Here is a 26,790-nt window from a genome sequence, read left to right on the forward strand (position 1 = left end):
GATCAGCTGTCGGCGCGCAGGCGATCCCAACGCGTCGCCTCATAGGCGATCGATTGTTCGACCAGTTCGTTCCACACGGCCCGCAAACGTTCGGGTTCGAGCCCCGCCGATTTGGCTTCGCGCGCGACATTGTCGATCACCTGCGCCTTGCGCGCTTCGTCGCGGACGGTGCCGCGGTCGGTCTTGATGCGTGCGGCCGCATCCATATAACCGAACCGGCGGACGAGCAGCGCGACCAGTTCGCGATCGACCTGATCGACCCCGGCGCGGACATCGATCATCGTTTCGCAGTCTTCGGGAAGTTTGGCGGACGTCATGCGCGCTGCCTTTAGCGGCTTTTTCGACGCTGTCGAGGCATCGTCAGGCAGACAGGCGACAGAAGGCCCTGCAACGCTTGACTTTGCGCCCCTCGCCGTCTAACCGCGCGCCTTCGCAATGGACCCCGCACCCCGGTGAAGCGGCGGTCGCATATGGCATCTCGTCCATATGGTGCGACCCGGGAACCGCCGAAATCCTTCGGCACACAGCATATTGGAGACGACATATGTCGAAGCGCCAGAGCGCCAAGTATAAACTCGACCGCCGGATGGGTGAAAATATCTGGGGTCGCCCGAAGAGCCCGGTCAACCGCCGCGAATATGGCCCCGGCCAGCACGGTCAGCGCCGCAAGGGCAAGATGTCCGACTTCGGCATTCAGCTCCGCGCGAAGCAGAAGCTGAAGGGCTATTACGGCGACATCACCGAGAAGCAGTTCAAGAAGAACTATTTCGAAGCGTCGCGCATGAAGGGCGACACCGGCCAGAACCTGATCGGCCTGCTCGAGCGCCGCCTCGACGCCGTCGTCTACCGCTCGAAGTTCACGCCGACGATCTTCTCGGCACGCCAGCTCGTCAGCCACGGTCACGTCTATGTGAACGGCGTGAAGTGCAACGTCGCCAGCCGTCTCGTGAAGCCGGGCGACGAAGTCACCCTTGGCAAGAAGGCGCAGGAAATGGCGCTGGTTGCCGAAGCGCAGAGCCTGCCCGAGCGCGACCTTCCCGAATATCTGGCGGTTGACGGCACCAAGTCGACCTACGTCCGCGTTCCAACGCTCGACGAAGTGCCCTATCCGGTGAAAATGGAACCCAATCTGGTCGTCGAATTCTATTCGCGCTGATCGGTTCGATCTCGAAATTCAAAAGGGGCGGTCCGGCGACGGGCCGCCCCTTTTTCATCACTTCGGCAAAAAGGCCGATATCTTACGCAGCATGTCTGTGCGCGCTTCGCCGGTTTCGAGGCTGTGCGCGAGTTCGGGATATTCGATCAGCTCGACCCGCTTGCCCTTCCCCTCGAGCGCGCGCTTCATCGTCCGCGATTGCGAGATGTCGACATTCTGGTCGAAACTGCCGTGGAACATCAGCACGGGTACCTTGATCGCATCGGCATTTTGCGCGGGCGATCCTTCGCGGATGTGCGGGCCGGTGCCGATGAATTTCGCGTTGATCCGTGCCGCACCCGCGCCGGACTCCTCATCCTTCAGCTGCTGCAGGTCGGTGACCGGCGCGATCGCGACGATCGCCTTGAACAGATCGGGCGCCAGGACACCCGATTGCAGCGCCGCATAGCCGCCGTATGACCAGCCAACGATCGACAGTTTTTCCGGATCGGCGCCCTGCCCCGACACCAGCCACCGCCCCCCGTCGGCAATGTCGCCGACCGCGGTCTTCCAAGACTGAAATCCATTGTTCTGATACCATTTGTCGCCATAGCCCGATGATCCGCGAAAATTCGGCTGGAGGACGGCATAGCCGCTTTGCGCAAAATATTGGGCCAGCCAGTCAAAGCCCCACTCGTCACGAGCCGACGGCCCACCGTGCGGCATGACAATGGCTGGCAATCCTTTTGCGTCGCTTCGTCCAGGCGGCAGGGTCAGGTATCCCGGCACCATCGTGCCGTCGCCAGCGGGATAGGTCACTGCTTTCACCGGCGACAATTTCAATTCCGATAGCGGAACGCGCGACACCAGCAGCGGGCGCAGCTCTTTTGCCGCGGGGCTGAAGAGATAATAGACACCAGGATCGGTGTCCGATTCCGCACGGACGAGATAACGGCTTTCGTCGGCCGCGGCGTCTACGATCGCCACCTGCCTGCCACCCAACGCATTCGAAAGCGCGCTGGTCATCTTGGCGATCGCCGAATCGGTCATCACTGCTTCGCGCCGGTCGGTCGCAAAGGAAACTCCAGCAATTCGGCCGTTGCGGCCGATGCGCAGTATCTCGTCAACATCGACCTCCGGATGCGCATAAATCGTGCTGATGGTACCGGTGCCGTCAAGCGCCATCGCCACCGCAGCCTTCCGCCCGTCGATCTTCTGAAAGCCAAAAACCCGATTTGTTGCAGCATCGACCGCAACGGGCTCGAAACCGTCTTCGGAAACCACGTCGGTGCGCGACAACGGTTTCCATGCGCCCCCTTCCTTCGGCCGATAAAAGAAGCGGATTATGGGTTCAAACTGCCAGGTATTCGTCGACAACATCTGTACCGCCATGATGCGGACATTGCCGTTCCCGTCCGAGAGATAATGTATGGCATCGCGATTGGCCGTTTCGACACGCCGCGCCGCGCCGGTCACCGAATCGATCCGGTCGACGCCCAATCCTTCCGCGCGGCTCGCAATCCGTGTGCCGGTATCATTTTCGGGTACGTAGCTGCGCGTCATCAGAAGCGAACCATTGTCCGACGCAGACCAGTCAATGACGCTGCCGCCTCGAAAATCTGCGTAAAGCGAGCGCGAACTGCGGCGGTTGCTGAGTACGCGGAGATTTCCGCCGGCGGCGTCGATGGCGATGATGTTCGTCGCCGCCATGATATCGCCCGCGACATTCCCCCTGGTGAACGTCTGGCAAGCGAGTCGCGCGTTCGTCACCCAACCGCACCAGCTGAGGTTTCCGCCTTCTCCGCCGTCGCTCGAAAGGATCTGACGCGGCACGGCCCCCTCGCTCGTATCGACGACATATAGGCCGCGCTTCCGTTTCCCCGACTGGTCTATAAAGGCCAGACGATTGCCATCGGGCGACAGGCTGACGTCGAGGATGGACTCGAGCGCGCCGAACCGCGCCGCATTATCTTTTTCCTGCGCCCCCGACGCACCAATCGGCGACAACGCCGCCACCAAGGCCAGAGCCGAAACGCCCCGGCCAAACCATTCTGAAATCACTGTGCGCCCCCGCTTTTGTTCATACGCGCCGCCAGAGTGATCGAGGCAGCGAAATTATCAAGCGAATTTGGAACCCTAGCGGTTACGATTACCGGCCCGTCCCGCAAAGTCGCCGCGCCTTGCATCGGCGCCCCGCGGCTGGCACAAGCCCGGCCGTCGCAAATGAAACTTTCCAAGGAATTTCCATGCTTCGCTTCCCCCGAACTGCCGCGGCCTTCGCGGTTCTCTTGACTGCTGCCGCGTGCAACACCTCCGACAAGGCCGCGACTTCGGCCACCGCGATCCCCGATGTCCAGATCCCCGAACTGTCGCTCGCAAGGTTGCAGGAAGTGACCAAGGAACTGTCGTCGGATGCCTATGAAGGCCGCGCGCCGGGCACCCCGGGCGAAGAAAAGACCGTCGCCTATATCATCAAGAAATATGAGGAAGCGGGGCTGAAGCCCGGCAACAATGGCAAGTGGACGCAGGACGTACCGCTGGTCGAGATCACTGCGAAAAACGCCACGCCGCTGAGCTTCACCGGCGGCAGGACGCCGGTCACCGCGCAATATGCGAAGGACTATGTCGCGTTCAGCTATCGCGTTCAGCCCAAGACCGCGGTCAAGGACAGCGACGTCGTCTTCGTCGGCTATGGCATAAACGCGCCCGAAAAGGGCTGGAACGACTACGCCGGGCTCGATGTGAAGGGGAAGACCGTTGTCGTCCTCGTCAACGATCCCGACTGGCAGACCAAGGAAGCCAAGGGCGAATTCAACGGCCGCGCGATGACCTATTACGGCCGCTGGTCGTATAAATATGAAGAAGCCGCGCGGCAGGGCGCCGCCGCCGTGCTGATCGTCCACGACACCGAACCCGCCGCCTATGGCTGGAACGTCGTCGAATCGAGCAACACCGGCACCAATTATCTGGCCGAGACGAAGGACGGCGGCGCGAAAGAAACCCTCGCCAACGGCTGGATTCAGCTGCCCAAAGCGAAGGAACTCTTCGCCAGCGCCGGGCAGGATTTCGACAAGCTGCGCGCCGAGGCGGGCAAAAAGGGGTTCAAGCCCGTCGCGCTGACCGGCGTGAAGGCGTCGTTCGGTTTCGACAATGAAATTTCGAAGAAGATGTCGCGCAATGTCATCGGCGTGTTGCCGGGCGCGAAACGTCCCGACGAATATATCCTCTACACCGGCCACTGGGATCACCTTGGCCGCTGCACGCCGGTTGCCGGCGACGACATCTGCAACGGCGCGGTCGACAATGCGAGCGGCATCGCAGGCCTCGTCACGCTGGCGGAGGCGTTCCACAAGTCGGGCGCACCCGACCGCAGCATCGTCTTCCTGGCCGTGACCGCCGAGGAATCGGGCCTGCTCGGCTCGAAATATTATGCCGAAAACCCGGTGTTTCCGCTCGCGCAGACGGTAGGCGGCGTAAACATGGACGCGCTCAACGCGATCGGCCCCGCGAAGGACATCGTCGTTGTCGGCGGCGGCAAGTCCGAACTCGACGCCTATGTCGAAAAGCTCGCCAAGATGGAGGGCCGCACGGTCAAGGCCGAGCCGACCCCCGAAAAGGGCTTTTACTATCGGTCGGACCACTTCAGCTTTGCCAAGCTCGGCGTGCCGATGTTCAATTTCGGCAGCGGCGACGAACTGGTCGAGGGCGGCGTCGCGGCTGGCGAGAAGGCAGCGGCGGACTATGAAAAGAACCGCTATCACGCGCCTGGCGACGAATATGAGGCGATCACCAACTGGGCCGGCATGATGGCCGACCTGCGCCTCTATTATGCCGCGGGCCGGATGCTGGCGATGACCGAGGCGTGGCCGAACTGGACCCCCGGCGACGAATTCCGCGCCGCCCGCGACAAGTCGCGCAGCGCCGCGAAATAGGGCATCGTCATTGCGAGCGAAGCAAAGCAATCCAGGGCGGTTTACGCCGCGCTGGATTGCCGCGTCGCTTCGCTCCTCGTAATGACGAAGCTGAGCAGGATCGAGACCCCATGACCCTGAAAATGCCCGCCGAATGGGCGCCCCACGAAGCGGTGTGGATCGGCTTCCCCCATCTGGCCGACGAATGGTCGGGACAGATCGACGCCGCGCGGCGCGATGTCGCGGCCTTTGCCAACGCCGTCCATGACGGCGGGCGCGGGGAGACGGTGCATCTGCTCGTGCGTGATCATGCCAACGCCGACGTTGCCGAGACGCTCGTCGATGAAGGCGTGCAGCTGTTTGTCGCTCCCTTCGGCGATATCTGGCTGCGCGACACAGGGCCGATCATCGTCGGTACCGGCACCAGGCGCGAGGCGCGCAATTTCGACTTCAACTGGTGGGGCAACAAGTTCGTGATGCCCGGCGACCGGGAAATCGGCCCGATCCTCACCGCGCACGCGGACCTGCCGACGCGGCACCTCGATTGGGTGCTTGAGGGGGGCGGCATCGACGTCGACGGCACCGGGCTGTGCGTCACCACCGAGGAATGCCTGCTCAACATCAACCGCAATCCCACGCTGACCCGTGATGACATCGCGGAGCGGCTGCACCAGTCGCTCGGTATCGACCGCCTGCTGTGGCTCGGGAACGGATTGGTCGGCGACCACACCGACGGCCATGTCGACAATCTCGCGCGCTTCGTCGGCGAGGGCCGGCTCGCGTTGCCCGTCGCGGCGGGTTCGGACGACCCCAATGCGCAGATCTATGCCGACGCGCGTGCCCGCACAGCAGCATTCGGCGGGGTCGAGATCGTCGATCTGCCCTCGCCTGGCCGCGTCGAGATCGACGGCGAAATCGCCGCCGCGAGCTATATGAACTTCTATATCGGCAACAGCGTCGTGGTCGTGCCAACTTACGGCGTTCCGAACGATCAGGCGGCGGTCGAGACACTCGCCGCGCTCTTCCCCGATCGCCGCGCCGTCGGCGTGCCCGCACGCGGGATCATCGTCGGCGGCGGCAGCTTCCATTGCTCGAGCCAGCAGCTGCCGTCATGATCGCGAGCCTGTTCGCCCTTCCTTTCCTGTTTTCTGGCAGCAGTGCTTACATTGTCCGAATGGAATCCTCGCAAGAGCCGCAGCATTACTTCCGTCTCGCCTATCCGCTTACCGCCTTGCAGACTAATGCTGAAGGCGATGCAAAATTCGAAATATGGGTGGATAAGGAGGGGCGACCTGTAAGCTGCAAAATAACCTCATCGGCGGGGCACCCCGCCCTTGATGCAGAAACATGCAAACTGATGATGACCACAGGGAAATGGCGTCCAATGAGGACGCCGGAAGGCGAGCCAAAAGAATTCGCCTATTCCGATACAGCGCAATGGCGTCTGGATCCGTCGACAGAACCGACCCCGCAAACCCGATATCGACAGGACGTTGAATATCCCCCCGCTGCGTTGGCTCTCGGGATTGAGGGCGTCTCCAAGGTTGAACTCGCGATCGACGCGGTGGGCAGCCCAAAGTCATGCAAGCTACTTCAGTCGGCAGGCCATCCCGATCTCGATCAAGCGGCATGCAACTTCCTGATGGGGATGGCGGGATTTCGGCCCAAGGCCGACACCGACGGCGTGCTCCGACCGCTCATATCGGTACAATCGGTAAGATGGAAAATTCCTCGGCCGGCATACAAAGACAAAACGAGCAAAAGCAGTAGCGAATAAGACCGCGACGGACCCGATTCACTGACTGAGCCTCGTGCTATATTAATAGCGACTTTTCTCGCCGCACCGCGCGTGGCATGAGGCGCCCCATGACCCGCACCATCACCGTCGCCGCGCTTCAGCTTCCCCTGCCCGGCCCCGTCCAGCCGAATATCGAAGCCGTTACCGCGCTCGTCGAGGAAGCGGCGGCGAAGGGCGCGCAGGTCATCCTGCCCCCCGAACTCTTCGAAGGCCCCTATTTTTGCCAGGTCGAGGATGAGGAATTGTTCGCATCGGCGCGCCCGACCGCCGAGCATCCCAGCGTCCTCGCGATGCAGGCGCTCGCAGCGAAGCTGAAGGTCGCAATCCCGACGAGTTATTTCGAAAAGGACGGGCCGCATTATTACAATACGCTGGCGATGATCGGTCCCGACGGCGCGGTCATGGGAACGTATCGCAAAAGCCACATCCCCGATGGCCCTGGCTATGAAGAAAAATATTATTTTCGCCCGGGCAACACCGGCTTCAAGGTTTGGGATGTCTTCGGGACGCGGATCGGCGTCGGCGTCTGCTGGGACCAATGGTATCCCGAATGCGCGCGAGCGATGGCGCTGATGGGCGCCGAACTGCTTTTCTATCCGACCGCGATCGGCAGCGAGCCCTATGACGCCGAGCTCGACACCAGCCGCATGTGGCGCCGCGCGATGCACGGGCACGCCGTGTCGAACTGTATGCCCGTGATTGCCGCAAACCGCATCGGCGCCGAGGGCGACGCCAATTTCTATGGCCACAGCTTCATCACCGATGAATGGGGCGACATGACGCAGGCGTTCGGCGCGACCGAAACCGGGGTTCTGATCGAGACGATCGATCTCGACCGTGCCGCCAAGCATCGTGCGGGCATGGGCTTCTTCCGCGACCGCCGGCCGCAGCTTTATGGACGGCTGGTCGAAGATATCTGAACACTGCTGGGGGCGAGCAATGCAACTACCTGACGATATTTTTACCGAGCCCGAGGATGTCGATCCCGAAACGCTCGCGAACCTCGGCCCGCTTCGCCGCCTTGCTGGAATCTGGGAAGGCCAGCGCGGCGTCGACGTCAATCCAAAGGCCGACGGCCCCGAGACGCGCCAATATTACGAGCGGATCGCGATGCAGCCGATCGACCCGCAAGCGAACGGCCCGCAGCTATTCTATGGGTTGCGTTATCATCAGCACGTCAACACGCGCGAGGAAGAGATCAGCTTCCACGACCAGGTCGGTTACTGGCTTTATGAAGTATCGACCGGGCTGATCCTGCAGACGCTGGCGATCCCGCGCGGGCAGATCGCGATTGCGGCGGGGCATGCCGAACCCGATGCGAAGAGGCTGGTGTTGAAAGCGACGCGCGGCGACACCGAATATGGTATCTGCTCGACGAGTTTTCTCGATCTCGCATTCCGGACCGACGCTTACCAGATCAGTGTCGATTTTCATGATGACGGATCGTGGAGCTATATTTCCGACACGACGCTCGTCGTCAAAGGCCGCGAAGAGCCCTTCCTGCATCGCGACCGCAACACGCTGGTGAAGATAGCCGAACCCGACCTCAATCCATGGGCGAAAATCGCCCGCGGCACCTGATCTCAGCTTTCGAAGCGGCGGATGCTTTCGAGGTCGGTACGGTCAAGCGGCTGAGTGAGCCACAAGCCGCCGCGACCAGCACGCGACCAGCGCACAATTGCGCGACGCTTGACCCCGCCCGCGAGGACGAGGTCGAGTTCCTTGCCGACCTCCAGGTGGCCGTCGTGGACGAAACCGGCGCCATTCTGCGAAAGATCGACCAGTTCGATGCTGGTCGTGCCATCGTCGGTCACCGCCTGTGCCTGTGTCCGCACCGGCAGGCGCGGCTGGCGATAGCCGGTGGCGCGTTGTTCGGCCGCCAATTGCTTGAGTACATCGGCGACATCGACTTCTTTATCGAAAGACACGCCGCACCGTCCGGCATCGGACCACACGACTTCGCCCCGCAACACCACGGTATCGGACAGCGCGATCTCGAGTTTCTCGCCGATCGCGATGGGAACCTCGGCCGCAAGCATCATTCCCTTATCGGAAATATTGCGTACCCGCCATAAACCCGCGTCGCCATTGCGCATCACCTTGGCGATGCGCCAAACGGTGCGATAGCGGTCCCCGCCACGACGATCGCCGTCGGCTCCGCTTTGCTGCTCCTCTACCGGATCGGAGAGGCGACGTTGGGTCATGTCATCTACCTTATCGAAACAGCGCCAAACGGAAGCATAACTTCCTATCAATACTGCGTAATACTCAAAATCATTTCGCTACAATACTGGAATTACGCTTAAAATTCAATCATATTGCGGATCATAGTTAACGTCACGTCGGTCAATAAATGCGAAAGCACTCGGATCAGCTGGTTATCGACGGCGAAGTTTTCGCATTTTACATAATTTACGGTGCGAGCGCGCCGGGATTAAGTGTCAAAATGACGGGTTCGACAAAGCCGTCACCGGACCGACCGAACCCAGCGATGCTTTGCGGCATGAAAGCGAAACTACGCTTGACGGCGATATATCTACCGATCAAGTTGAGTTACCGGTTTGATCCCGACCGGCGCAGACGTGTTTTTTCCGGGATCCGCGGCTTTTGACCGGGAAGCAGCTTGCTCCGCGTTACCAACAGCTAAAGCGCGCGATGCTCGGGCGACAGCGCCAGGTATCGTGTTCCCCTCTGCAAAGCATGAGGCGATACGATGCACACATCTACCGAATGATATCATCGCGCGCGCAAAACCACCGCGCCGAACTATTTCACGCCTGACCCAGAAACAGAGGCGGTCTCCCATGAAACTCTCCCTGATACCGCTGCGCGCGTTCGCAGCCGGCGCGCTCCTGTCGCTTGCAGCCTGCGGGGGACCAGCCGATAGCGGCACGACGCTCAAGATCGGCGACCAACTCCACGCGCTCAAATCGTCGCTCGATGTGTCGGGCGAAGGCCAGCCGACCGACTATAAGATCGAATGGGCCAATTTCGTCGGCGGGCCGCCGATCATCGCGGCGCAGACGGGCGGATCGCTCGATGTTGGCTGGATGGCCGAAACCCCGCTGATCTTCGCGCAGGCGGCGGGAAGCCCGGTGAAGGTCGTCGCGGTGAACAAGACGGTCGATGGCGGCGGCTCTCCCTATGCGCTCGTCGTCAAACCCAACTCCCCGATCCGCAGCATCGCCGACCTCAAGGGCAAGTCGGTGTCGTTCATGAAGGGCACGGTTCTCCACTATTTCGTCGCGCGCCTGCTCGACAAGCAGGGGCTGTCGCTGAACGACATCCAGCCGGTGCAGGCCACCGGCTTTGGCACCGGACTGCTCGACAAGGGGGCGGCCGACGCGATCACGATCGGCGAGCCTTATCTGACGCAGGCGCTTGATGCCGGGAAGGTCCGCGTCCTGGCCAGCGGGGCGCCGCCAAACACGCCGGGGTTCTTCTACCTCGTCGCATCGGACGCGGCACTCGCCGATCCTGTGAAGGCGAAGGCGATCGGCGACCTGGTCGCGCGCGCGGCGCGCGCGACGCGCTGGCAGCGCGAGAACTCCGCCAAGGCCGCTCCCGCGCTGGCGAAGCGCTATAATGTCGATGCGGCGATCGCCCAAAAGATCATCACGCGCGCGCCCGCCAGCTATGCGCCGATCAGCGACGCCATCATCGCGGCGCATCAGGACGAGGCCGATCTCTTCTTCAAGGAAGGGCTGATCCGCAAGAAGCTCGACGCATCGCAAATCTTCGACAAGCGCTATGACGACATCGTCGCGGCGCAGGAGGCTCGGAAGTGAACGCGCTGACGCCCATCACGGCCTCGGGCGATCCCGGGCTGCTCGTCCAGCCGATCGTCCGCAAGACGGGAAACCGGTCGGAGCGCTTCTCCTTCGCGCGCCGCGCTACGGGGCCGCTGATCATCGTCGCGCTGTGGGCGATTTCGACGAGCGCGGGATGGATCGATCCGTCAATCCTCCCCTCGCCCGCCGGGCTCGTCGCCGGGTGGCAGCAATTGTGGACCGAACAGGCGCTCGCCTCGCAGATTGCGACTTCGCTCACGCGCGCGCTGGTCGGCGGGACGGTTGGGATCATCTTCGGGCTGATCCTCGGTACCATCGCCGGGCTGTCGAAGCTTGGCGAGGAATTGTTCGACGCCTTGCTCCAGATGCTGCGTACCATTCCGTTTCTCGCGCTCGTCCCCTTGTTCATCGTCTGGTTCGGGATCGGAGAGGCGCCGAAGCTGCTGCTCATCGCGCTCGCGACGATGTTCCCGATGTATCTCAACACCTATGCCGGGGTGCGCAACGTTGATCGCAAGGTGATCGAAGCGATGCGCAGCTTTGGCCTAGGCGGCCGCCGCCTGATCCTCGAGGTCGTGCTACCGCTCGCATTGCCGCAGATTTTCACAGGGCTGCGCTTCGCCCTCGGCGTCTCGGTTCTCGTGCTGATCGCGGCCGAACAGATCAACGCCTCGGCGGGGCTCGGCTACCTGCTCAACAGCGCGCAAATGTACCAGCAGGTCGACGTCATCCTGATCTGCATCGCCATCTATGCCGTGCTCGGCCTCGGCGCCGACCTGATCGTCCGCTCGCTAGAACGGCTGTTCATGCCGTGGCGCGCTGGCATCGCCATCCGATAGGAGATTTATCGATGACCGCCGTCCTTTCGAGCGACTTCGCCGCCGCCGAGCGCGTCGCCGCTCCTGACTTTTCGCACCCCCCGGTCGCGGTCGAGGTCACCGACGTCAGCCGCAATTTCACCGGCGCCAATGTCCTCGACCGCCTGAACCTGACGATCCACAGCGGCGAGTTCGTCGCGCTGCTTGGCGCATCGGGTAGCGGCAAAACGACCCTGCTGCGTATCCTTGCGGGGCTCGATGCCCCCGACAGCGGCGAAGCGTGGGTGCCCGAGGCGCGCACCGTGGTCTTTCAGGAACCGCGCCTCGTCCAGTCGAAGAGCGTCTGGAAAAATGTCGTGATCGGCCTGTCGGGCAAGGACGCGTGGCGTGAACGCGCCGCGGCAGCGCTCGCCGAGGTCGGCCTCGACCATCGCACCGATGCATGGCCCGCGACATTGTCGGGCGGCGAGGCCCAGCGTGCGGCGCTCGCACGTGCCTTGGTGCGTGAACCGCGCCTGCTTCTGCTCGACGAGCCCTTTGCCGCGCTCGATGCGCTGACGCGGCTCAATATGCAGCGACTGATCGGCGAGCTGTGTCAGGCGCATGGCCCCGCCACCCTGCTCGTCACGCACGATGTCGAGGAAGCCATCCTGCTCGCCGACCGCATCCTTGTCCTCAAGGAAGGCCAGATCGGCTTCGACATCCGCGTCCGCCTGCCGCACCCGCGCCGCGCCGGCGGCGAGGAATTCGACGCGCTGCGCGATACGCTGCTCGCCGAACTCGGCGTGCCGCAGGCGCACTAGCGCCCCTTCAACCTACCGCGGCAAAGGCTTTGACCGCCCCGGCATGCATCGGCATGCTGGGGTCAGGGGGATTTCGACTCATGGTAATTTCGCGCGCGCGGGCCTGGGCCACGCGCATGCCCGGATCGGGCTGGATGATCGTCGCGCTTGTTGTCGGCTTTACGATCGGCACCTTCGTCGCTGAATCCTCGCCTGCGGTCGAGGCGGCGCAGCTGGTCGGCGGCATCTGGCTCGACGGCCTTCGCATGACGATCGTCCCGCTGATCTTCGCGCTCGTCGCGACGGGCGTCGCCAGCCTCGGCATGGGCGACCATCACGAAGCCGCACGGCTAGGGCGGCGCTTGCCGCTCGTGCTGATCGGCCTGCTGATCGTCTCGGCGGTCATCGGCGCCTTGATGGTCCCGCCGCTGCTCGGCGCTGTCACAATCGCGCCCGCAGATATCGCCGCGCTGCGCAGCCTCTTCCCTGCCCCGGCTGCGCCGGCGGTCCCCGGCGCGGCTGAAACGGTGCGCGCGATGATCCCGACCAATGTCGTCGCGTCGGCCGCCGAAGGCGCGGTTCTGCCGCTCGTCATCTTCGCCCTCATACTCGGCCTCGCGGTCGGCAAGATCGACCGCGACCGTGCCGAGGCGGTGATCCAGCCGCTGCGCGGGCTCGCCGACGCGATGATCGTTGTCGTCGGCTGGGTGCTGCGCGTCGCCCCTGTCGGCATCTTTGCGCTCGCGCTGGCGATCGGCGCTACCGTCGGCACCGCGGTGCTCGCGATCCTCGCCCAATATCTTGCGATCTCGATCGCCGTCACGCTGGTGCTGATTGTCCTCGGCTATGCGATTGCGCGTTTCGCCGGGGGCGTTCCGCTCGGACGCTTTGCCCGCGCCATGGCGCCGGCGCAGGCGATTGCAGCGAGCACCCAATCGTCGATCGCAACGCTGCCCGCGATGATGGTGAGCGCGGACCGGATCGGCATCGAGGAGCGCAACGCCGCGGCCATCCTGCCAATGGCGGTTGCGACCTTCAAGATCACCGCCCCGTCGAACACGGTGATGATGGCGCTGGCGCTCGCTTGGATGGCGGGAAACGAAATTTCGCCGCTGCAGCTCGCGGTGGCGCTGCCACTCGCGGTCCTCTCGTCGCTCGCGATCCTGGGCATGCCGGGGCAGATCAGCTTCTATGCGTCGGTGGCGCCGACCGCGATCGCAATCGGCGCGCCGATCGAACTGTTGCCGATCCTGTTGGCTATTGACGTCATCCCCGACATGGTCCGCACGGTCGCGAATGTGACGCACGATGTCGCCGCAGCGGCGGCGATCACACCGCCCGCCGCCGTCGATCAATAGCGGCCCGACAGCAGCGCCCCGGCGCCCGGAACTTCGGTCGATAGCCCCAATCGCGTCAGCATCTGGTGGGCGGTACAGATCGCCGCCGACACCACCGGAAGTCCGATCGCATCCTCGATCTTCTGCACCGACGGCAACGACGGCATCTGGACGCACGCCGAGAGGACGAGCGCGTCGATGCCGGTCAGGTCGAGCCTTTTGTAATGGTCGAGCAAGTTGGCGGGATCCTGCGCCGCAACCTCCAGATTATCAGGAATTTCAAGGGCTAGCCAGTCGCTTACCTCTATACCTTCATTCTGAATGTAGGAAACGACCATCTGCGTCAGCGGCTTCATATAGGGGGCGACGAGCGCGATGCGCTTCGCCTTGAGCGCCGCCAGCCCTTCGATCAGCGCACCTGCGCTGGTCACGACAGGCGCGGCGCGGCCGTTCTCGACCGTGCGCTGGTGCAGCCGCGACTCCGACACGCGATGATAGCCCTCGCCCATGCTCATGATCGCAACGAGGCAGGCATAGCCGAGCACGTCGACCGCGGCATCGGACAGTTCGAACGCGCAGCGGTCGGAATCGGCGTCCATCGCCGCGAGTTCTTCCTTCGTCACCTTCTTCATCCGCATCCGCGACGAGTGAAAGGTGAACCGTTCGGGCGCGATGCTCTCCCGCGCGCGGAGCAGCGCGGGGATCTCGGTCTCCATCGTGACGTTCGAGCTGGGCACGATCTGCCCGATGCGGATGGGTCGTGTCATGTTGCGCGCCTCAGACCGCGATGATCGGGTTGCGCAGCGTGCCGATGCCCTCGACGGTGCATTCGACAACATCTCCGGGCCACATGAACTCCTGCGGCGTGCGTCCCGCGCCGACGCCCGCAGGCGTACCCGTGGCGATGATGTCGCCGGGTTCGAGCGTCATCACGCTCGAAATGTCGGCGATCAACTGATTGATATTGAACAGCAGGAAGCGCGTGTTGCTGTTCTGCTTCTCGACCCCGTTCACATGCGTCAGGATGTTGAGATTGTGCGGATCGCCGATTTCGTCGGCGGTGACGATGCACGGCCCCATCGGCGCAAAGCTGTCCTGCCCCTTCGACACAATCCACTGCCCCGCGCGGCGGCAATCGCGCGCCGACACATCGTTGATCACGGTGTAGCCGAACACATGATTCAGCGCATCGGCTTCGGCGACATGCCGCGCGGTGCTGCCGATGATCACCGCGAGTTCGGTTTCCCAATCGAGCTGCTGCGTCACCTTCGCATTGTGGCGGATCGGATCGTTCCACGCGACGACCGCGGTCGGCGGTTTCGAGAAGATCACCGGCTGTTGTGGCAGGTCGTTCGACGTGTCGAGTGATCGCGCTGATTCAGCAACATGCTCGGTATAATTGAGACCAATTCCAAAGATATTCTTGCGCGGGCGCGGGATCGGGGCGAGCAAGCTGACATTGCCCTCGGGCAACGAAGTGCCGATCAGGTCGGCGGTGGTCGCCGCCGCGACGGCTTCCTGCAGGAAGCGCAGCGCAATCGGCCCGAGGTCGATGAAATCGAGCATCGTCGAGGGCAGGTCATGCCCGATCGCATCGCCGAAATATTCGACGTCGATCATAAGCCCGTCGTGGATGAGGCCGAGCCGCGGTTCGGTTTCGACCGTGCGATATGTCACGAAACGCATAGATAGTCCTGTCTGGTCAGGCGGGCTGGTGGCCGCCATTTTCGGAATAGGGTTCCTCGATCCGGACGCCGAGCGCCTCCATCACGGGGAAATCGTTGAACGAGAAGAGGAAGGCCTCTTCGGAAGGATCGAGGTTGATATGCTCGTGCCAGGTCCACGCAGGCACGCAGAAAATATCGTGCGTTCCCCAGTCGAAGCGCTCGCCGCCGATGATCGAATAGCCGCGCCCGCCGGCGACATTATAGACGACATTGCCGGTGTGGCGGTGCGCCTTGCCGCGAAAACCGGGTTCGAGCATCTGCATATGCGCACCCATCGTCTGGAGCGCCCAGCCGCCGGTCAGCGGGTTCGAATAGCGCACCATATGCCCGTCGAACGGCGTGCCGTCGGACACTTTGGCGAGATTCCACAGCGCGTCGCGCGTCGCTTCCCAGCGATAGACCATCACCGGCGACCAGGGCTTATCCCACGCGCCGATGCCTTCGGGCCGAAACGCGCCCCCTCCATAGCTCAACGGCAGGTCGTCGGTCGGAAAGGCGGCTGTCTGCGCTGGCTGGTCATAGACCGCGTAAAAATTGGTCTCGAGGCTGTTCATCAGCGGGATGTCGAGCCCGTCCTGCCAGATCGACATCTCACCGTCGGCGACAACGCCATGGTCGTGCCAGCAGCCCCCCGGCGTCAACACATAATCATTGGCGCCCAAGGTGATGTGGTGCCCATCGACAACGGTATAGGCGCCCTTTCCTTCCATGATGAAGCGATGCGCCGAGGCGGTATGGCGGTGCGCGGGGGTGATCTCGCCGGGGCGCATCGCCTGCATCCCGCTGAACAGCCAGCCGCAGACCGCGGTGTTCTCGCGTCCCGCGTCGCTGTCGTTGAGCAGGGTCACGACGCGGCGCCCGGCTTCCTCGGGCTTCACCAGCTCCAACGCGCGCAGGCACATGTCGCGCATGTCGGCGTAGCGCCAGAGCGTCGGGCGATAGCGCGTTTCGGGCTCCCACGGCTCGATCGCATTGGCGCGCTTCCAGAAGGCGCCTGCATTACGCCCCGCAAGTTCTTGATAAAAGGCTTCGAGTTCGGGCGTATCGGTAACGCGGGCGCGGCCGAGCACATCGTCGCGCGGATCGATGATCGAGCTGTTGTCTGCCATCATGGCATCTCCTCGTCGGAATCGACGGGCTGCGGCTCGTCGACAAACAGGGCCGACGCGCGGGGAGTCCGGTCGACCGTCAGGTTGAAGATGTCGAAGCGGTTATAGCCGCCGATGATGTCGTGCATCAGCTTGGGACGGATACAGTCGCCCAGATCGATATCGGCATAGACGATGCCCTCGTCGTCGATCAGCGCCTCGCCCACCAGATTGCCGTGCGGGTCGATCACCCCCGAAAAGGCGCTGTTCGGGCGCGAGAGCAGCTCGCGGTTCTGCGGGCGCCCGTCGGACATCGCCGCAATGATCTCCTCGCTCACCGCCGAACAGGCGACGATCGTAAAGACCTTGCCCTCGAAGCTGTGCGCGGTCGCGCGGATCTTGATCGCCTCGGCCATATTATAGGCCGCGGGCGCGACGGGCAGCGCGATATAATTGGCGACATGCACCAGCTCGCCCTGCGAAAGTAGCGCAAAGCGCGCGAGCGTATTGGTGTTCTCGCCGCACGCGAGGGTACCGAGCGGCCCGACGGGCGTGTCGTAGACGCGGATCGAGCTGCCGTCGCCGCCGGCCCATGTCAGCTTCTCGGCCCAGGTCGGGACGAGTTTGCGGTGCCGCCCGAGCAGCGTCCCGTCAGCGCCGATAATCAGATTGGTGTTGTAGAGCGTGCCGACGCTCACCGGATCGCGCTCGTTGATGCCGATGACGACGGTGCAGCCATGGTCGCGTGCGGCGTTGCACAGCGCGGCGACCTCCGGCCCGTCGATCAACAGCGAGGCGCGATAGAGGCGCTCGTGCCACTCGGCGCCCTCGATCGGTGTCATCAGCCAGTTCCAATAAGGATAGGCGGAAACGAACACCTCGGGGAAGGCGACAAGCTGCGCGCCGTTTCCCGCCGCCTCCGCGATCAGGGCGCATGCCTTGTCGACGGTGCGTGCGGTGTCGAGAAAGACCGGCGCGGCCTGCACCGCCGCTACGCGCGATTTGGGCAGGAAGGGTGCCGACACCTCGCTCATGTCACCGCCGCCCGCTGGTGATATTGCGGCTTGTCCCACGCGCGCGTTGCGCAGACCTTTTCCAGCCGCTCGACCGTTTCGACAATGTCCTGATAGCGCAAGTAAAGCGGCGTCAGTCCGAAGCGCAAGATGTCGGGCGCGCGGAAATCGGCGATCACGTCAAATTCCTTGAGCGCCTGCACGATCTGATAGCCTTGGCGATGCGCATAGGCGATCTGGCTACCCCGCTCGGCGTGTGCCTGCGTGCTCACCAGTTCGAAGCCATATGCGTCGCACAAAGGCCGCATATGCTCGATAAACAGGTCACCGAGCGCGAGCGACTTGCGGCGCAGTTCGGCCATGTCGGCTTCGAGGATCAGGTCAACGCCCACCTCGAGCGCGGCGAGGCCGAGCACCGGCGGCGTGCCGCACTGGAAACGCTCGATCCCGGCGGCCGGGTCATAGTCCTCCTCGAATTCGAAGGGTCGCGCGTGACCGAACCAGCCCGACAGCACGGGCGTGGCGGCATGGTGCCGCGCGGCAGCGAACAGATAGGCGGGCGCGCCGGGGCCGCCGTTGAGAAACTTATATCCGCAGCCGATCGCAAAATCGGCGTCCGCTCCATTGAGGTCGACCGGGATCGCGCCCGCGCTGTGGCTCAGATCCCAGACGATAAGCGCGCCGACTTCGTGCGCCATCTTGGTTATCGCCGCCATGTCGCGGACACGGCCCGACTTGTAATGGACCTGCGTGAGCAACAGCACCGCGACGTCTTCGTTCAGCGCGTCGACGATGACATCGGGTGCCACGGTCACCGCCTTCACCCGTCCGCACGAAAACGCCTCGATGCCCTGCATCATATAGACGTCGGTCGGGAAGTTCGTCGCTTCCGACAGGATCACACCCCGCTCACGCCGCAACGAAAGTGCAGCCGTCAAAGCCTTGAAAATATTCACCGATGTCGAATCGGTCGCGACGATCTCGCCAGGGTTAGCGCCGATCAGTCGTCCAATCTTGTCGCCAATGCGCCGCGGCGCAGTCGACCATTCGGCGCCAAGCCACGAGGTGATCAGCCCCTCACCCCACTCACTGCCGACAACCTCGGTGAGCCGGTCGCCCGTCGCCTTCGGCAGCGCGCCGAGCGAATTGCCGTCGAGATAGATCAGGCCATCGCGCAGATGGAAACGATCGCGAAACGGCGCCAGCGGGTCGGCGGCATCGAGCGCCGACACATCGGCGGCAAACATCGTGTCGGTCATGCGATTTCCCTCAAGATGGCGCGCACCGGGCTGGCGTCGGCGCCGACAATACGGAGCGGCAGCGCGACGAGTTCGTACCGGCCGGGCGGCACATCATCGAGCACCAGGCCTTCCAATATCCGCATGTCGGCCGCCTTGACCGCATGGTGCGCGTCGAGCGTCTTCGACTGTTCGGGATCGAGCGAGGCGGCGTCGGTGCCAATCAGGCGCACGCCCATTTTACCGAGCCGCGCGATCACATCGCTGGCGATGGCGGTGAAATCGCTATCCCATTGCTCGTGCGGAAATTGCTCATAGGTCCGCAGCAAAACGCGCTCGCTGCCCTCGATCGCACCCCAGTCCACGTCGCCAATCTCGACCCGGCCGCGCGCATGATGGACATCGAGCAGCACGCACGGCCCGATATAGGCATCGAGCTCGCAGTCGGCTGACGAAGCGCCATCATTGGCATAGTGCAGCGGCGCATCGCCATGCGTCCCCGCGTGCAGTGGCGTGAACATTCCGCCGACGTTGACCGGGCAGCCATCGCCGATCACCGCATGGCTGTGCAGCGCGAAAGCTGGCTCTCCCGGCCACACCGGCACCGCGGCGTGCAGCGGCTGCGAAATGTCCCAGATGCGGCTCATGCGCCCTTCCCCGCGGCATAATCGCCGCCCCCATAATCGCCGCCTTCGCGTGGTGCCGCCATGCGCGTGCGCATCGACCAGAGTTCGGGAAAGAAGCTGAGGTCCAGCGCCTTGACGAGATAATTGACCCCCGACGAGCCGCCGGTTCCGGGCTTGTGCCCGATCACGCGCGCGACGGTCTTCATGTGCTTGAAGCGCCATTCCTGGAAATAATATTCGAGCGCGGTGATCTTCTCGGCGAGCATGTAGAGATCCCAATGCGCGTCGACGTCGGTGTAGATTTTGAGCCACGCGTCCTCGACCGCCTCCGACGCCGCATAAGGCTTGGTCCAGTCGCGCTCCAGATGATCGGCCGGGATCGCGAAACCGCGTCGCGCGAGCAGGCGCAGCAGTTCGTCGTACAGCGAAGGTGCTTCGAACGTCGCGCGTAGCCTTTCAGTTGCTTGCGGGTCGTCCTTGTGGACGATCATCATATCTTCGCGCTTGTTGCCAAGCAGATATTCGAGCTCGCGATATTGCTGCGACTGGAATCCCGACGCGCGGCGCAGGAAGCCGCGGAAGGTCAGGAAGTCGTGCGGGGTCAGCGTCGCGAGCACTTCCCAGCTGTGGATCATGTGCCGCTGGATCGTCGCGATGCGGTCGAGCCCCTTGCCCGCCGCGGCGAGGCGATCGGTACGGATCGCGTCAAGGACCAGCCGCCCTTCGTGCAGCACCAGCTTGATCCACAGCTCCATCGTCTGGTGCATGATGATGAAGAGCATCTCGTCGGGCTTGTCCGACACAGGCACCTGCGCCGAAAGCAACTGCGCGGTCTGCAGGTGCCGCGCATAGGTCAGGCCATTGTCCCACTGGATCGTCTCGCCGTCGATTTCGGTCTCGAAAATATCGGTACCGCCGTCGCTCGTTTGCCTGATCATAGGAATGCCTCTCCGCTTGCCGGTCCCGGTCGAGCGAGCGGCAGGCGCCCCTCATAGGCCAGATCGCCCGGATAGACATCTCCGGGCTCAAGCGCGCGCGCATCTGCGATCTTGCGATAGACGCTCGCGAAATCGGTTTCCTCGGTCGCGCGCAGCAAGTCCTCGAAACCCGCCACGACGAAATAAATCTGCTGAAATTCGTCGAAATTATACCGTGTGCGCATCACCCGCTCGATATCGAGCCAGATGCGCTGCGGTTCGGTCGCGGTCAGCGCCGAGAGCGTTTCGGCAAAGCTCGACATCAGGCCGCCGCCAAAGGCGCGCAATTCGCCGTCCTCGACAATCAGACCAAATTCGACGGTGTAGAGCCAGAGCCGCCCGAGAAAGTCAGAAGCGCCCAGCTTCTCGGCCCGCAGGCCGGCTTCCCCATAAGCGACGAGGAAATCGGAAAAGGCCGGATCGGTGAGCATCGGGATATGGCCGAAAATGTCGTGAAACATATCGGGCTCTTCGCTGTAGGCGATCTGCTCGGGCGGGCGGACGAAGTTCGCGGCGGGAAAGCGCTTGTTCGCGAGATGCTCGAAAAAAGGCTGGTTCGGGATCCAGCCGGGCACCGCGACGACTTCCCAGCCGGAAGCGGGCTTCAGCAGCGCGTTGAGTTCGGCGAAATCGGGAACCCCGGGTTTCAACCGGCGAAGGATGTCGAGACCTTCGAGAAACGACCGGCACGCATAGCCATCGAGCGCCACCGCTTGCCGGTCGAACAAGATCCGCCAGGTTTCGTGCTGCCGCGGTGTGAATGCGGCCCAGTTTTGCGGCATCGTCCAGTCGGCCGCGACACCTTCGGGCGGTGCATCGAATATATGTGTTGCGGCCATCGGTCTCTCTCCAAACCTTCGATGCGAGACATAGCGCGGGCGCGAGCGAACATTGTCCGCTTTTTGCGCCCCGACGACGGCGAAAATTCTCAATCGTTCTTTCTATCATGATATTTGCAGGACTATGTTCTTTCGATTACGTTCATGGCCTCAAATTTATGTAGAAACCTGATTCAAGGCAGAACGCATGGACAAGCTCGACTGGAAAATCGTCGCCGCACTCGAACGCGACGGCCGGCAATCCTATGCCGACCTCGGCGAGCAGGTCGGACTGTCCAAATCGCCTTGCTGGTCGCGGGTGAAAAACCTTGAGGAAAGCGGCGTCATCGAGGGCTATGCCGCGCGGCTCGACCCGATCGCGATCGGGCTTGCGGTACAGAGTTTCGTCGAGGTCCAGATCCGCTTCGACGCGCACACCGAATTCGAAGCCGCCGTGCTCGCGCATCCGGCCGTCGTCGAGTGCCACACAACGGCGGGCGAAAGCGACTATCTGCTCAAAATCTTCTCGCGGTCGGCGGATCATCTCGACGAACTGCTCCGCCACAATCTGTCGAAGCTGCCGGGCGTCCAGCGGCTCAAGACCGTGGTCTGCCTCAAGACGATCAAGCGACACGGTCACCTCGCCGAGTGGGCGCGGACGACCGAGAGTCGCGGGCGCGTCGACTAGGGCGGTTGCGGTCACGCCACCCTCGCCTTACGCCCACCATATGACCGAGATTCTCTTGCACGGCTTCTGGCGATCGAGCGCCGCCTATCGCGTCCGCATCGCGCTCGCGCTCAAGGGGCTTGCTTACCGCCAGCAACCGCTCGACCTGATCGCGGGCGAGCAGCACAGCGATGCCTATGTCGGGATTGCGCCCCACCATCTCGTCCCCGCGCTCGAATATGACGGCCGGATATTGATCGAGAGCCCCGCGATCCTCGAATGGATAGACGCCAAATGGCCGGCACCGCCGCTGCTCCCCGCGAATATCGACGAAGCAGCGATCGTTCGTGGCATGGCGGCGCTCATCGCGTGCGACATCCACCCGCTCAACAATCTGCGCGTGTTGAGCGCGATCCGCGGCGATTTCGAGGCGACGAACCCGCAAGTGAAAGCGTGGATCGCCCGCTGGATCACGCAGGGCTTCGCCGCGCTCGAAGTGCTGGTGGCGCGCCATGGCGGCCGCTTTGCCTTTGGCGATACGCCGACGCTCGCCGACTGCTATCTGGTCCCGCAACTCGACAGCGCCGAGCGATACAAGGTCGACCTGACCGCCTTCCCGCGGATCTGCGCCACCGGCGCGGCGGCGCGGGCGCTCCCCGAGATAGCGGCCGCCCGCCCCGAATTGCAGGACGGCGCCCCGGACCAAACGGCGAGAGAATAGCGCCGGCCGCTCAGGGCGCCGCCGGCGGGATTCCGGTCGGGATCAGGAACAATGGCAAGATACGCGCGATCAGGTCGCGCATCGCGTCCTCGGGTTGATCGAGCATCTCGCGCACATGCGGACCGATCAGCGCATCGCCGAACGCCGTGACCGCCATCATCAGCACCGCCGCGCGCACGCGGTCCGGCGCGGCATCGTCGGTCGACTGGCCGACGATCGCCTCGACCAGCCCACGGACCGCGTTGCGGACGGGTTCGAGATGCGCGACATCGCCCGACAGGATGATCCACGCCGCGAGCTGGCCTGCGCCGCCCTTGTCGAACGCATCGAATACCCGGTCGGCAACGGTGCGCGGTGCCGCAGCGTCGGTCTTGAGCAGTTCGACGACATTGTCGAGTGCGATAGTGAGGTCGGTGATCATCGATCCCATCAGCGCCGACTGCAATCCCGCCGCCGATCCGAAATGATGCAATACATTCGCGTGCGACATGCCGATTTCCTGGCCGACGCTGGCGAGCGTCACCGCCGCGGGTCCGCCGCCGAGGAGCAGACCGCGCGCGGCCGCCAGCCCCTCTTCGCGCACCTCGGCACCCGAGCGCTTGCGCCGCTTCTGGTGCGGTCGCGCTTGCTTGTACATGCGATCATCCTTTGCGGCCGCCGCGCCCCGCGACGGCCTTCTGGTAAAAGCCTTACCCGAAAGCCGCCGATTGTCATCCATCCATCCGATCTTGCGCGCTGTCCGGGACGATGATATAAACATTGATGTTAATGTAACTTGATTCACTGAAAGGTTGCACGATGTCCACGCCCCTGCGCACGCCTGATGATATCCGCATTGAAAAGCGCGATCTCAAATTCGGTCGCGATCGGCCGCCGCCACGCTGGTGGCACAGCGGCGATCCCGGCCGCACCGCCTTTTTCAACGCGCTGTCCTCGACCTTCCCCGTGGGCGAGAAATTCTTCATGACCGCGGTGCGCCATTATCGCGAAGGAACCCCGCAGCCGCTGCGCGGCCAGATCGACGATTTTCTCTATCAGGAATCGATGCACACCCGCGAACATGTCGTGTTCAACCGCCAGGCCGAGGACGCCGGTTTCGACATCGCATCGGCCGAAGATCGCGCCCGCCGGACGATCGCCTGGGCGAAGCGTCGGTCGCCGATCCAGCAGCTCGCCGCGACCTGCGCGCTCGAACATTTCACCGCGACGCTCGCGCACGACGCGCTGGCAAACCCCGATCATCTGGGAGGGGCGACCGAGGAGGCCGGGCAGCTGTGGCGCTGGCACGCGATCGAGGAAATCGAGCATAAGGCCGTAGCGTTCGATACCTATCTCCACGCCGCGCGGACAATGACCCCGCTGCGACGCTGGCTCAAGCGCAGCACGGTGATGTGCGTCACGACGATGCGGTTTCACTATGTCATTTTTCGGAACACCGCCGATCTGCTGCGGCAGGACGGCCGCAACGACTGGGCAACGTGGAAGATACTGCTCGCATGGCTCTATGGCCGCCAGGGCCTGATGCGCGCGCTGCTGCGCGGTGTATTCACCTATATGAAGCCGGGATTCCATCCCTGGCAGATCGACGACCGCGCGTTGCTCGGCAATGCGCTCCGGCTGCTCGAAGCCGCCAAGCCGAGGGAATTGGCGGCATGAAGCGGGTCGCTCTCACCCTCGCGGCGGGCGCCGCTTTGGCCATGCCTGCCGCGGTATCGGCTGCTGATATCACCGGGATATGGGCGACGGGCACCGAAGGCGGACGTGTCGAAATCTATCGGTGCGGCAAGGCTCTGTGCGGCCGGATCATCGATGCCAGCCGGCTGCGTGCCAACCCCGACCTGCGCGACATTCGCAATTCGGATGCGAAGCTGCGCCAGCGCAAGTTGAAAGGACTCGTCGTCCTGAACGGCTTCACTGGCGGACCGCGCGAATGGAAAGGCGGCCCGGTCTATGATCCCGAAACCGGCGACGGCGCACCCAGCGGACAGCTGAAACTGCTCGCGAACGGCAAGCTCGAACTCAAGGGCTGTGTCGCCTTTTTCTGCCGCACCAAGCTCTGGAGCCGCGTGAGCTAGCGCGGAATATTGGCAAAACACGCTATTCTGGGCCTTCGCGATGCGCCGCGTCTAAAAGCCCCGGAACGTCGGAACCGGCTCGAACATCAGCGCGAGGAAGCCATAGGCGCTGGCGAGCAGCAACAGCACCCCTGCAGCACCGACCAGCCAGTCGGCGCGCAAGCGGCGGACCAGCAAGGCGCCGATCGGCGCAGCGATAACGCCGCCGATGATCAAGCCAATCGCCGCGGTGCTGAAGCTTTGCCAGCCCATCGTTCCGATAAAGCCGGCGGCGATGGTCACGGTGACGAAAAATTCGGACGCGCTCACCGTGCCGATCACGGTGCGCGGTTCGGCACCCTGCGCCAGCAAATTGGCGCTGACGATCGGTCCCCAGCCTCCGCCGCCTGATCCGTCGGCGATCCCGCCGACCAGTCCGAGCGGCCCGACGAATTTGATGCTGCGATAGGTTTGCGGACGCCGCGCGCCGCGCCAGAGCAGGTAGATGCCGACCGCGCCGAGATAGGCGAGCACGACCGGCCGCGCGATGCTGTTATCGATGTTGGTGAGAATCCACACCCCGATCAGACCACCCACGATCCCGGGCACGACAAGTCGGCGGAACAGCCGCCAGTCGACGTTGCGCTGCATCGCATGCGCCAGTCCCGATACGCCGCCGGTAAAGCTCTCGGCGACATGCACGGCGGCCGACGCCGAAACGGGCGGCAATCCCAGCACGAGCAGCAACGCGGTGCCGATGACGCCGAACGCCATGCCGAGCGCGCTATCGATCAGCTGCGCGGCGAATCCGACAACGATGAAGGGTAGCAGCGCCCAAAGCGTCAGCCCGTCGAATATCGTCACGGGGCGGCCCGCCGGGTGCGCCGGGTTTTGGTCGTGCGACGCGTGAAAAGAAACACGGCCGGAAAACAGAGCGCGATCAGCGACAGCGCGCCGGCGAACACCGGCTCGCCTCCCGCCAGCCATGGCAGTACCGCCGCCCAGATCGACACGCCGAGCACGGTAAGCAGCGTCTGCTCCTGATCGATATCGGTGGCGACCGCCAGCGGGGCGCCGCGGGCGTCGGCGCGCAGCGCCTCGAGACGGCGCGCAACGGGGCTATGCGGCGCCGCGCGCGGACCCGGCATCAGCGAAGACAGGACGGAGCCAAGCCCTGCTCCGACCAGCCGGACACCGACCGCGCGCGCAAAGGCCCGCGGATCTTCCAGTCAGTCGCCCACCGCGCGCAGGCTGAGCCGTCCCCCGAAAACCAGATCGATCAGTGCCTCACCGGTCACCGCCTTGATCGGCCGGTCCTGAACCTCGTGGCTCGCCTCGATCCAGTCGAAGATCGCGTTTGGCACATCGATACTGCAAGCCCGCTCGAGCCCCTGAAATCCGGGCGCGCTATTGGCTTCGCAGATCCGGTATCCTTCATCGTCGAACAGGATATCGATTCCGGCGACCTCCAGGCCCAGCGTGTCGGCGGCGCGCGCCGCAAGGTCGGCCATTTCGCCGGTCGGTGTGTACGCGATGCCGACCCCGCCCAGCGAAACATTGGATTTGAAATGGCCCGCCGGCGAGCGCCGCTCCATCGCCGCGATCACCCGGCCACCAATGACAAGGACACGCACGTCGCGGCCATGGCTCGACCGCACATAATGCTGGAACAGGAAATCGGCCTTGGCGTCGGCGCTTTCGAGCAGGCCCGCGAGATCTTCGAACTGTGTCCGGTCCTCGCATTTGAGGACGCCCGTGCCGCGCGTGCCGCGCAGCGTCTTCACGATCAGCGGGAAGCCCAGCTCGTCCTCGACGATATCGACGCCCATCGGGAACTTGCCCAGGATCGTCGCGGGAATGGGCAATCCGGCGCGCGCGAGCCGCTGCATCGTATGAAGCTTGTCGGCGACAAGGTCGATCGCTTCGGGGCCGTTGATCAGCCGCACGCCGCGACGTTCGAAATGCCGCAGCACCGCAAGGGTGAAATAATCGGTTTCGGCGCCCGTTCGGCACAGGATGAAGTCGGGTCGGGCGAGCGAATGACCTTCATAATGCACCGACCAGCCGTCGACGGGCGCCGCCACGATGTCGAAATTATGGGGCTTCAGGACGTGCAGTTCGATTCCACGCGCCGTTGCGGATTCCTGAAACCGCAGGATTTCTGGCACCTCCGGCAACGCGGGGTCGAGATCCCGTCCAAAGAAAATCCAGCCCAGCAACGATCGCTCCTTCGCTAACCTTCCACTCAGTGCCAGAGAAGGTGCCGCTTGCGCAATCGTTCAAGCGGAA

General features: G+C 63.5%; 29 protein-coding genes. 14 read left to right on the forward strand and 15 right to left on the reverse strand.

The window, feature by feature from the left end:
* Positions 1-2 precede the first annotated feature (2 nt).
* A complete protein-coding gene (locus AC3A43_RS07055) occupies positions 3-317 on the reverse strand; it encodes a chorismate mutase (RefSeq protein WP_487791801.1) in 315 nt (104 codons plus the stop codon).
* Between the two features lie 227 nt (positions 318-544).
* On the opposite strand from AC3A43_RS07055, the gene rpsD reads away from it, so the two are divergent.
* A complete protein-coding gene (gene rpsD, locus AC3A43_RS07060; protein WP_166939717.1) occupies positions 545-1,156 on the forward strand; it encodes a 30S ribosomal protein S4 in 612 nt (203 codons plus the stop codon).
* 57 nt (positions 1,157-1,213) lie between these two features.
* Here rpsD and AC3A43_RS07065 read toward each other — a convergent pair whose 3' ends face one another.
* Positions 1,214-3,196 carry a S9 family peptidase gene (locus AC3A43_RS07065; protein WP_487791802.1) on the reverse strand — a complete coding sequence of 661 codons (1,983 nt, stop codon included), beginning with the start codon at positions 3,194-3,196 and terminating at the stop codon, positions 1,214-1,216.
* Positions 3,197-3,381: 185 nt separating this feature from the next.
* Between AC3A43_RS07065 and AC3A43_RS07070 the strand changes: the two genes are divergently transcribed.
* The 5 genes from AC3A43_RS07070 to AC3A43_RS07090 all read left to right on the forward strand — a co-directional run bounded on the left by AC3A43_RS07070 (position 3,382) and on the right by AC3A43_RS07090 (position 8,425).
* On the forward strand, positions 3,382-5,067 hold the full coding sequence (locus AC3A43_RS07070; protein WP_487791803.1) for a M28 family metallopeptidase: 1,686 nt from the start codon (positions 3,382-3,384) through the stop codon (positions 5,065-5,067).
* 110 nt (positions 5,068-5,177) lie between these two features.
* The gene (locus AC3A43_RS07075; RefSeq protein ID WP_487791804.1) at positions 5,178-6,161 is read left to right on the forward strand and encodes an agmatine deiminase family protein; all 984 of its coding nucleotides are present in this window, start codon (positions 5,178-5,180) and stop codon (positions 6,159-6,161) included.
* A complete protein-coding gene (locus AC3A43_RS07080) occupies positions 6,158-6,823 on the forward strand; it encodes an energy transducer TonB (RefSeq protein ID WP_487791805.1) in 666 nt (221 codons plus the stop codon). The genes AC3A43_RS07075 and AC3A43_RS07080 overlap by 4 nt, the downstream gene beginning before the upstream one ends.
* 89 nt (positions 6,824-6,912) lie before the next feature.
* Complete coding sequence (gene aguB, locus AC3A43_RS07085; RefSeq protein WP_487791806.1) at positions 6,913-7,764, forward strand: N-carbamoylputrescine amidase; 852 nt, start codon at positions 6,913-6,915, stop codon at positions 7,762-7,764.
* Between the two features lie 19 nt (positions 7,765-7,783).
* Entirely contained in the window at positions 7,784-8,425 is a 642-nt protein-coding gene (locus AC3A43_RS07090; protein WP_487791807.1) for an FABP family protein, read from the forward strand.
* Positions 8,426-8,427: 2 nt separating this feature from the next.
* Here AC3A43_RS07090 and AC3A43_RS07095 read toward each other — a convergent pair whose 3' ends face one another.
* Positions 8,428-9,048 carry a PilZ domain-containing protein gene (locus AC3A43_RS07095; protein ID WP_487791808.1) on the reverse strand — a complete coding sequence of 207 codons (621 nt, stop codon included), beginning with the start codon at positions 9,046-9,048 and terminating at the stop codon, positions 8,428-8,430.
* 600 nt (positions 9,049-9,648) lie between these two features.
* Between AC3A43_RS07095 and AC3A43_RS07100 the strand changes: the two genes are divergently transcribed.
* From AC3A43_RS07100 to AC3A43_RS07115, 4 genes are all read left to right on the forward strand, one after another.
* Positions 9,649-10,632, forward strand: coding sequence for an ABC transporter substrate-binding protein (locus tag AC3A43_RS07100; RefSeq protein WP_487791809.1), 984 nt, complete (start codon positions 9,649-9,651; stop codon positions 10,630-10,632).
* Positions 10,629-11,474, forward strand: coding sequence for an ABC transporter permease (locus AC3A43_RS07105; protein ID WP_487791810.1), 846 nt, complete (start codon positions 10,629-10,631; stop codon positions 11,472-11,474). The genes AC3A43_RS07100 and AC3A43_RS07105 overlap by 4 nt, the downstream gene beginning before the upstream one ends.
* Before the next feature lie 11 nt (positions 11,475-11,485).
* Complete coding sequence (locus tag AC3A43_RS07110) at positions 11,486-12,256, forward strand: ABC transporter ATP-binding protein (protein WP_487791811.1); 771 nt, start codon at positions 11,486-11,488, stop codon at positions 12,254-12,256.
* Between the two features lie 80 nt (positions 12,257-12,336).
* Positions 12,337-13,593 carry a dicarboxylate/amino acid:cation symporter gene (locus AC3A43_RS07115; RefSeq protein WP_487791812.1) on the forward strand — a complete coding sequence of 419 codons (1,257 nt, stop codon included), beginning with the start codon at positions 12,337-12,339 and terminating at the stop codon, positions 13,591-13,593.
* On the opposite strand, the gene AC3A43_RS07120 is transcribed toward AC3A43_RS07115, so the two are convergent.
* From AC3A43_RS07120 to phhA, 8 genes are read right to left on the reverse strand one after another with little or no spacing between them, the layout of a single operon-like run.
* Positions 13,587-14,339 carry a maleate cis-trans isomerase family protein gene (locus AC3A43_RS07120; RefSeq protein ID WP_487791813.1) on the reverse strand — a complete coding sequence of 251 codons (753 nt, stop codon included), beginning with the start codon at positions 14,337-14,339 and terminating at the stop codon, positions 13,587-13,589. The genes AC3A43_RS07115 and AC3A43_RS07120 overlap by 7 nt on opposite strands.
* Positions 14,340-14,349: 10 nt before the next feature.
* Positions 14,350-15,258: a fumarylacetoacetate hydrolase family protein gene (locus AC3A43_RS07125; RefSeq protein ID WP_487791814.1), complete on the reverse strand. Its 909-nt coding sequence runs from the start codon at positions 15,256-15,258 to the stop codon at positions 14,350-14,352.
* A gap of 16 nt (positions 15,259-15,274) precedes the next feature.
* Positions 15,275-16,411 carry a cupin domain-containing protein gene (locus tag AC3A43_RS07130; protein WP_487791815.1) on the reverse strand — a complete coding sequence of 379 codons (1,137 nt, stop codon included), beginning with the start codon at positions 16,409-16,411 and terminating at the stop codon, positions 15,275-15,277.
* Positions 16,408-17,421, reverse strand: a complete 1,014-nt coding sequence (locus tag AC3A43_RS07135) for a carbon-nitrogen hydrolase family protein (RefSeq protein ID WP_487791816.1) — start codon at positions 17,419-17,421, stop codon at positions 16,408-16,410. The genes AC3A43_RS07130 and AC3A43_RS07135 overlap by 4 nt, the downstream gene beginning before the upstream one ends.
* Entirely contained in the window at positions 17,418-18,659 is a 1,242-nt protein-coding gene (gene kynU, locus AC3A43_RS07140) for a kynureninase (RefSeq protein ID WP_487791817.1), read from the reverse strand. Before kynU ends, AC3A43_RS07135 begins: the two co-directional genes overlap by 4 nt.
* A complete protein-coding gene (gene kynB, locus AC3A43_RS07145; protein WP_487791818.1) occupies positions 18,656-19,285 on the reverse strand; it encodes an arylformamidase in 630 nt (209 codons plus the stop codon). The genes kynU and kynB overlap by 4 nt, the downstream gene beginning before the upstream one ends.
* Positions 19,282-20,202 carry a tryptophan 2,3-dioxygenase gene (locus AC3A43_RS07150; protein ID WP_487791819.1) on the reverse strand — a complete coding sequence of 307 codons (921 nt, stop codon included), beginning with the start codon at positions 20,200-20,202 and terminating at the stop codon, positions 19,282-19,284. Before AC3A43_RS07150 ends, kynB begins: the two co-directional genes overlap by 4 nt.
* Positions 20,199-21,080 carry a phenylalanine 4-monooxygenase gene (gene phhA, locus AC3A43_RS07155; protein ID WP_487791820.1) on the reverse strand — a complete coding sequence of 294 codons (882 nt, stop codon included), beginning with the start codon at positions 21,078-21,080 and terminating at the stop codon, positions 20,199-20,201. The genes AC3A43_RS07150 and phhA overlap by 4 nt, the downstream gene beginning before the upstream one ends.
* A gap of 187 nt (positions 21,081-21,267) precedes the next feature.
* On the opposite strand from phhA, the gene AC3A43_RS07160 reads away from it, so the two are divergent.
* Both AC3A43_RS07160 and maiA read left to right on the forward strand, forming a co-directional pair.
* Positions 21,268-21,747, forward strand: coding sequence for an Lrp/AsnC family transcriptional regulator (locus AC3A43_RS07160; protein WP_487791821.1), 480 nt, complete (start codon positions 21,268-21,270; stop codon positions 21,745-21,747).
* A 40-nt stretch (positions 21,748-21,787) separates the two neighbouring features.
* Positions 21,788-22,447, forward strand: a complete 660-nt coding sequence (maiA, locus tag AC3A43_RS07165; protein WP_487791822.1) for a maleylacetoacetate isomerase — start codon at positions 21,788-21,790, stop codon at positions 22,445-22,447.
* A 10-nt stretch (positions 22,448-22,457) separates the two neighbouring features.
* Here maiA and AC3A43_RS07170 read toward each other — a convergent pair whose 3' ends face one another.
* Positions 22,458-23,084, reverse strand: a complete 627-nt coding sequence (locus AC3A43_RS07170) for a TetR/AcrR family transcriptional regulator (protein ID WP_487791823.1) — start codon at positions 23,082-23,084, stop codon at positions 22,458-22,460.
* A 161-nt stretch (positions 23,085-23,245) separates the two neighbouring features.
* On the opposite strand from AC3A43_RS07170, the gene AC3A43_RS07175 reads away from it, so the two are divergent.
* Together AC3A43_RS07175 and AC3A43_RS07180 are read left to right on the forward strand one after the other, a co-directional pair.
* A complete protein-coding gene (locus AC3A43_RS07175; protein WP_487791824.1) occupies positions 23,246-24,103 on the forward strand; it encodes a metal-dependent hydrolase in 858 nt (285 codons plus the stop codon).
* Positions 24,100-24,522: a DUF2147 domain-containing protein gene (locus AC3A43_RS07180; protein ID WP_487791825.1), complete on the forward strand. Its 423-nt coding sequence runs from the start codon at positions 24,100-24,102 to the stop codon at positions 24,520-24,522. Before AC3A43_RS07175 ends, AC3A43_RS07180 begins: the two co-directional genes overlap by 4 nt.
* A gap of 51 nt (positions 24,523-24,573) precedes the next feature.
* Here AC3A43_RS07180 and AC3A43_RS07185 read toward each other — a convergent pair whose 3' ends face one another.
* The 3 genes from AC3A43_RS07185 to AC3A43_RS07195 all read right to left on the reverse strand — a co-directional run bounded on the left by AC3A43_RS07185 (position 24,574) and on the right by AC3A43_RS07195 (position 26,720).
* A complete protein-coding gene (locus AC3A43_RS07185; RefSeq protein WP_487792038.1) occupies positions 24,574-25,359 on the reverse strand; it encodes a sulfite exporter TauE/SafE family protein in 786 nt (261 codons plus the stop codon).
* A 2-nt stretch (positions 25,360-25,361) separates the two neighbouring features.
* Positions 25,362-25,649 (reverse strand): hypothetical protein, encoded by a 288-nt coding sequence (locus AC3A43_RS07190; protein WP_487791826.1) that lies wholly within the window; start codon positions 25,647-25,649, stop codon positions 25,362-25,364.
* 81 nt (positions 25,650-25,730) lie between these two features.
* Complete coding sequence (locus AC3A43_RS07195) at positions 25,731-26,720, reverse strand: ATP-grasp domain-containing protein (RefSeq protein ID WP_487791827.1); 990 nt, start codon at positions 26,718-26,720, stop codon at positions 25,731-25,733.
* Positions 26,721-26,790: the final 70 nt, after the last annotated feature.

Source organism: Sphingopyxis sp. Soil_C_28, assembly GCF_057657055.1.